7 protein-coding genes and 1 pseudogene are annotated in these 5,688 nt (G+C 72.6%); 4 read left to right on the top strand and 4 right to left on the bottom strand.

Annotation, left to right across the window (positions count from 1 at the left end; translation table 11 throughout):
• Positions 1 to 72 precede the first annotated feature (72 nt).
• Positions 73 to 948: pseudogene (locus PV721_RS40570) on the bottom strand (serine/threonine-protein kinase); the annotation flags it as partial.
• A gap of 135 nt (positions 949 to 1,083) precedes the next feature.
• Positions 1,084 to 1,848, bottom strand: coding sequence for a hypothetical protein (locus tag PV721_RS40565; RefSeq protein ID WP_319733479.1), 765 nt, complete (start codon positions 1,846 to 1,848; stop codon positions 1,084 to 1,086).
• Here PV721_RS40565 and PV721_RS43825 point away from each other — a divergent pair.
• On the top strand, positions 1,744 to 2,538 hold the full coding sequence (locus PV721_RS43825) for a histidine kinase dimerization/phosphoacceptor domain-containing protein (RefSeq protein WP_323806091.1): 795 nt from the start codon (positions 1,744 to 1,746) through the stop codon (positions 2,536 to 2,538). The two genes, PV721_RS40565 and PV721_RS43825, sit on opposite strands and share 105 nt — an antisense overlap.
• Complete coding sequence (locus PV721_RS40560) at positions 2,438 to 2,764, top strand: transglycosylase family protein (protein ID WP_323806090.1); 327 nt, start codon at positions 2,438 to 2,440, stop codon at positions 2,762 to 2,764. The genes PV721_RS43825 and PV721_RS40560 overlap by 101 nt, the downstream gene beginning before the upstream one ends.
• A 127-nt stretch (positions 2,765 to 2,891) precedes the next feature.
• On the opposite strand, the gene PV721_RS40555 is transcribed toward PV721_RS40560, so the two are convergent.
• Complete coding sequence (locus PV721_RS40555; protein WP_319733475.1) at positions 2,892 to 3,470, bottom strand: VOC family protein; 579 nt, start codon at positions 3,468 to 3,470, stop codon at positions 2,892 to 2,894.
• A 169-nt stretch (positions 3,471 to 3,639) separates the two neighbouring features.
• The gene (locus PV721_RS40550) at positions 3,640 to 4,377 is read right to left on the bottom strand and encodes a VOC family protein (protein WP_319733484.1); all 738 of its coding nucleotides are present in this window, start codon (positions 4,375 to 4,377) and stop codon (positions 3,640 to 3,642) included.
• Between the two features lie 363 nt (positions 4,378 to 4,740).
• Here PV721_RS40550 and PV721_RS40545 point away from each other — a divergent pair, with 363 nt between their 5' ends.
• A complete protein-coding gene (locus PV721_RS40545; protein WP_319733474.1) occupies positions 4,741 to 5,427 on the top strand; it encodes a HemK2/MTQ2 family protein methyltransferase in 687 nt (228 codons plus the stop codon).
• Positions 5,411 to 5,677, top strand: a complete 267-nt coding sequence (locus tag PV721_RS40540; protein ID WP_416371284.1) for a CDGSH iron-sulfur domain-containing protein — start codon at positions 5,411 to 5,413, stop codon at positions 5,675 to 5,677. Before PV721_RS40545 ends, PV721_RS40540 begins: the two co-directional genes overlap by 17 nt.
• Positions 5,678 to 5,688: the final 11 nt, after the last annotated feature.

Here is a 5,688-nt window from a genome sequence, read left to right as displayed (position 1 = left end):
GTTGCCGCGGCGTTCCTATTTCTTCTTCTGTTAAGTGTTCGGGAGCTCCAGATATGTATAAGAGACAGTGTTCTGCGGCAGCCAGTCCTCGCCCTGCCGCAGCGGGTCGGGGGAGAGGCCGTGACACAGCGCGATGACCTCGGTCAGGGCGGGCCGCCCGGCCGGCTCCCGGCTGAGGCACCGGGTGATGAGCGGGCGCAGCTCCGAGGGCAGCCGGCTGAGGTCGGGGTCCTCGTGGACGATCCGGTACAGCACGGCGTGGGAGGGGCCGTTGCCGTAGGCGGGCGCCCCGATCGCCGCGTAGGCGGCGATCTGACCGAGGGCGAAGACGTCGGTGGCGGGCGTCACGGCAGCGCCCGCCGCCTGTTCGGGCGCCATGAACCACGGCGTGCCCACGCTGACGCCGGTGCCGGTGAGGGCCGTGGTGTCGGCGGCGCGGGCGATGCCGAAGTCGATGACGCGCGGGCCGTCCGCGGCGAGCAGGACATTGGCGGGCTTGAGGTCGCGGTGCACGATGCCCGCCGCGTGGATGACGTGCAGGGCTTCGGCGGCCCCGACGGTCAGCAGGAGCACGCTGCGCAGCGGCAGCGCGCCGTACGACGACACCGCTTCGGCGAGCGAGGGCCCGGGTACGTAGGCGGTGGCGAGCCACGGCTGCGCACCGTCGGTGTCGAAGTCGATGACCGGCGCCGTGTACAGGCCCTGGACCCGCTGCGCGGACTGCACTTCCCGCAGGAAGCGGCGCCTGAACTCGGGATCCTCACTGAATTCGGGCCGGATCACCTTCAGGGCGACGGGCCGCCCGCCGGGTGTGAACGACAGGTACACCTTGCCCATGCCGCCCGCCCCCAGGACCGCCGCCAGCCGGTACCCGCCCACTACAGCGGGGTCGTCTGCCCTCAGGGGCCGAAAGGGCTGGAAGGGCTCCACGGGCGGTGTACTGCTCATTCTCGACTCATCCCCTGTTGGCGGCAGTTGCGCCCCGCTGGTGCTCCGGACGCGCAGTGAGCGTACCGAAGCGCTTTCCGGGAACCGCCCCTTGAGGCGCTGCCCGAACGAGGCCCTGGTCGCGCCGTCGAGACCCTACTTCCACTCCACCCCCTTCACCGACAGTTTCGTCGCCCCGTAGGCGTCGGTGGAGAGCACCGTCGCAGGGCCGCCGCCCTGCGGTACCTCCATGACCGCCGTCACGCTCCCCACCTCTTCGATGCTGGCCCACTTGCGGGTGCCCCCGCCCAGCAGCGCCTCGGCGTCGCTCCCCGCGTTCGTCTTGATCCAGTCGGCCGGGGTACGTCCCTTGTCCTGGAACACGCCCTCCAGGGTGCAGATCACGAGCGAGCCGCCGTCCTTCAGCCGAAGCACCGGCAGTCGCTCCCCGGCCGGCTTGAAGGAGAGGCTGCGCAGGAGTTGCTCCGCATGCCACCCGTTGTAGAAGTCGACGAGTCTGTCGGTGAAGTCGCCCCGTGCGAAGTGCGGGCCGTCCGGCTTTCCCGCCGGATCGTGAAGCTGAGGTGGTTCGCATAGCGCTCGCACACGCCGGTGTCGGCTTCGGCGGTCGGCGACACCTCGACGAACCCGGACGCGTCCTTTGCCTGGTGGCAGCACCTTCGGCCGGGTCTTGACCTTTCCCTGCTCCGGCGACGGTGTCGGAGCGGCCGTCGCATCCTGCGGCGGGGCTTCGGTGACGACCCAGGTGGCGACCACCGCCTTCCAGGCCCCGCCGTCCTCGCCGCGCGTGAAGTAGTGCCGGACGGAGCTCCGATCCGTCTCGGCCCCCTCCCTCTTGCTCAGCACGGCGAACCCCCGGGGAGCCGGGGTGCCCTGCGCCGCCTGCGGAATCAGATACACCGGCTGTACGTACCGGACGGGCGTGTCCTTGCTCCCCCGGGCCTGGTGCAGACGCGAACGCCCGGAGCACGCCGAGGTGTTGTATGCCAGGCCCCGGCTCAGGCCGTGACCGGGGAACGGCTTCGGACCGCGCGCGAACTGCACGACGCGATCGCGCACGGCGTCGGGGCCATCGCCGTACAGGCCGGCGTCGGCAGACGGGTCATCGGCACTCGGCAGGACGAAAGCGGCGCCTACGCGGCCGCAGCGAGCCACACCGATTGCGCGCCGGCGGCATGTCCACCGCCTCCGCGGCATCTGTGGCGGCGCATTGCCCGTTGTCGCGCCCCGTCGTCATCGGTGCCGACGCGCGCGCCGCACTGTGCCGCGGGGGTCCGGGCTGTGGTGGGAGGGGGTGTGGAGCGGCCGTTCGGGTGGCTTCGTCCCTTCTCCGACCGCAAGTGCCGTGGGAACGGCGTCGCTCCGTGCTGTGCTGTGGCCACGGCCCGAAGGCGGCCGTACGTGGGCCCGCCCGCTGTTCGCGGCAGGCCCGCCCAACAGTCGAGGAGGACTGGTGTCGCTGCACCGGAAGGACCGGCGAAGCCGGAGAATGATCGGCCAACTGCTGGCTTCCGCAGTCTTGTTGACTGTGGCCCTGTTGGACGTTTCCGGGGCGCATGCCGCCGCGGTCCACTCCAAACCGAACCCTGACTGGAACGCCATCGCCCGGTGTGAATCCGGCGGGAACTGGCGGGCGAACACCGGCAACGGCCATTACGGCGGATTGCAGTTCACCCAGTCCAGCTGGAAGGCGGCGGGAGGCCGCAAGTACGCACCGCGCGCCGACCTCGCCACGAAGTCGGAGCAGATCGCGACGGCGCGGAGACTCGCCAGGATTCAGGGCATGGGAGCCTGGACCTGCGCACGCCGCCGCTGAAGGCCCACGCCCCCGACGGGGCGGCGCGACCGCCCCGTCGGCCCTGGTAGTTGAGGCGTGGTCGCCCACCCGGACCGGACGGCGGTCCTTGAAGGCGCCGGCCCCGTCGGCCCGGAACGAGCCGACGTCATCGACGAACTGGCGGACAGCGGGGCCGGGAGGCGAGTGCCGTCAGAGTGGACCAGGGGGCCGGGTGCCGCGGGGCGCTGGCCACCCCGGACTCCCGGCCGCTGAGCTCGGCGTCAAGGGTCTCCTGGGCAATGCGCATCGACTCCGCGTACCGAGGCTCGGACATCCGCTGCCAGGCCCGGTCCGGTGCGACGTCCTCGACCCGGCTCGTCACCCACCAGATGTTGCCGAACGGGTCGCGCACCCTGCCGCCCCGGTCCCCCCACGCACTGTCCATGGCCTCGGTGACCACCGTTGCCCCGTGCGCCACGGCGGCGGCCATGGCGGCGTCGGCATCGGGGACGTAGAGGCGCAGGAGCGACGGCATCACGGGCCAGTCGGGCCTGCGGTCGAAGGCCAGGACGACCGTGTCGCCGACGCGGATCTCGCCGTGGCCGATGGTGCCGTCCTCGAGCCGCACCCGGGCGATCTCCTCGCCGTCGAAGGCCGCGGTGACGAAGTCGAGCAGCGCGCCGGTGTCGTCGGTGACGACCCACGGTGCGACGCTGGTGTAGCCCTCGGGCGCGGTGTGCTTCATCGGGCCGTCCTCTCTGCCGGTACCTGCTGACACGACGACCGTACGACCGGACCGGGTCGGATTCCGTCCTGGAAGCGGCCGCTCGCCGGGCTGCGCCTGCCCGGGATTGCGACCCTTGCACAGGACGGAACCCGCGCTGCGGGCACCGGACGGGAGGGCTCCCATCCGGTCAGGCCGGCGGGTCCTGGGGTGCCACCACGGTGAACAGCGCCCCATCGGGATCGGCCAGGACGACCCACCGGCTCGTACTGGACGTCTGTACGGGAGAGGCGGTCCTGCCGCCCTCCCGGGTGGCGGCCTCGACCGCGTTCTCGAGGTCGGGCACGCGGAAGTGGACGTGCCACCGGGGGCGCACCTCGGGGTCGGGTGCCGCTTCGAGGGCGCCGCCGCTGATGCGGGCGACGGTGTCGTGGCCGTGGCGCAGGACGACGTGGGAGTGCTCGTAGGAGACCGTGCAGCAGGCGGGCCGTTCGCTGCCCCAGTCGAGGACCTCCCCGTAGAAGATGGCCGCTGCGAACGCGTCGCGGGTCCGCAGTTCCAGCCAGACCGGGGCGCTCCCTCGGCCGACGGACCAGTCGGGGACGACCTCGCCCTGCCAGAAGCCGAAGACGGCCCCGGCCGGGTCCGCGGCCAGGGCGGCTCGCCCGGTGCCGAAGGCCAGGGGGCCGACGGCCATGGTGGCGCCGCGTTCGCGGATCCGTGCGGCGGTCACGTCGGCGTCGTCGACGGCGAAGTACGGCGTCCACACCACCGGCGCGCCGACGCTCCCGCCGAGGGCGCCGACACCGGCGACGGGAGCCCCGTCGCGGAAGGCGACCATGATGCCGTGCCCCAGGTGCGTGGGACGGAATTCCCAGTCGAGCACGGCACTGTAGAAGCGCTGGGCGGAGCCGAGATCCCGGGACAGCAGGCTGACCCAGCACGGGGCACCGAAGATCTCGTGGCTCGACGTCGACACAGCTGTCAGCCTCATCTGCCGCTCAGGGGGACCGGGACCCTTCCACCGTAGACCCGGGCGCGGCGCCGGGCGGTGAGCCGCCCTGCGAACCGAGCCGGTGGGCGCGGCGCGCGGTCACCGGCGCCGCCCGTACGGACGACGCGGTGCGCCGTACGCCATCCGGGACGGTCGGGCGGTTCTCCGTCTGATCCTCCGAAGATCGACGTGATTCCGGATGGAGAGCGTTCGACGGGGCAGCCGCACAGTCTCACCGGTTCACACGTCACTGAGGTCCGTCACAGCCGGGCCCACGACCCATCCCGGAGGTATGCGGTGTCCAGTACGACTCTGACCACGGGCGTCCTGCCGGTCGGCCTGATCGCGCTGCCGGGTGTCTACCAGCCGCAGGCGGATACCCGCCTCCTCGCGGAGGCGCTCGCCGACGAGGAGCTCGGGCCGCGGACGGACGCGCTGGAGATCGGTACCGGCACCGGTGCGCTGGCCCTGCACGCCGCGGCCAGGGGAGCCCGGGTCACCGCGGTCGACGTCTCCTGGCCCGCCGTGATCACGGCGCGGCTGAACGCGCTGCGCCGGCGACTGCCCGTGCGCGTCCTGCACGGCGATTTCGCCGCACGGACCACCGGGCGCCGCTTCGACCTGGTCGTCACCAATCCACCGTACGTGCCCGCCCCGGGGGCCCGGCTGCCGTCGCACGGGCCGGAGCGCGCCTGGGACGCCGGTCCGGACGGCCGCGGGGTCATCGACCGGATCTGCGCGAGCGCCCCGGACCTGCTGCGTCCCGGCGGCGTGCTGCTCCTGGTGCACTCGGGAATGTGCGGAGCCGGGACGACCCTGGACCGGCTGACCGGCGCGGGGCTGGAGGCAGGGGTGGTGGCGAGGGCCTCCGTGCCGTGGGGGCCGGTCCTGCATTCGCGACGGGCCTGGCTGCAGGAGCAGGGCTTGGCCGCTGCAACCGAGGAATGGGAAGAGCTGGTGGTCGTCCGTGCCCGGTACCTCTGAGCCCAGCACCTCTGACAACGCGCCGGCCCCGCTGCCCGCGCCCGCGCGCCGGGTGTCCGTGGACCCCGAGGGCCCGGTCCTGGTGGAGGGCCCGGTCGAGATCCTCCTGGACGACGGAACGGTCGCCCGCTCGGACCGTTTCCAGGTCGCGGTGTGCACCTGCCGCCGCAGCCGGACGTACCCCTGGTGCGACACCAGCCACCGCCGTCGCGAGCGGATCGCCCCGCCGACCGAGGACAGGACCCCGTGATGACCCCTCCC

Source organism: Streptomyces sp. MB09-01, from assembly GCF_033794505.1.
Taxonomy (GTDB): Bacteria; Actinomycetota; Actinomycetes; order Streptomycetales; family Streptomycetaceae; genus Streptomyces.
The sequence above is the reverse complement of the archived record's forward strand: the minus strand, read 5'-3'. Positions and strand labels throughout refer to the sequence as shown.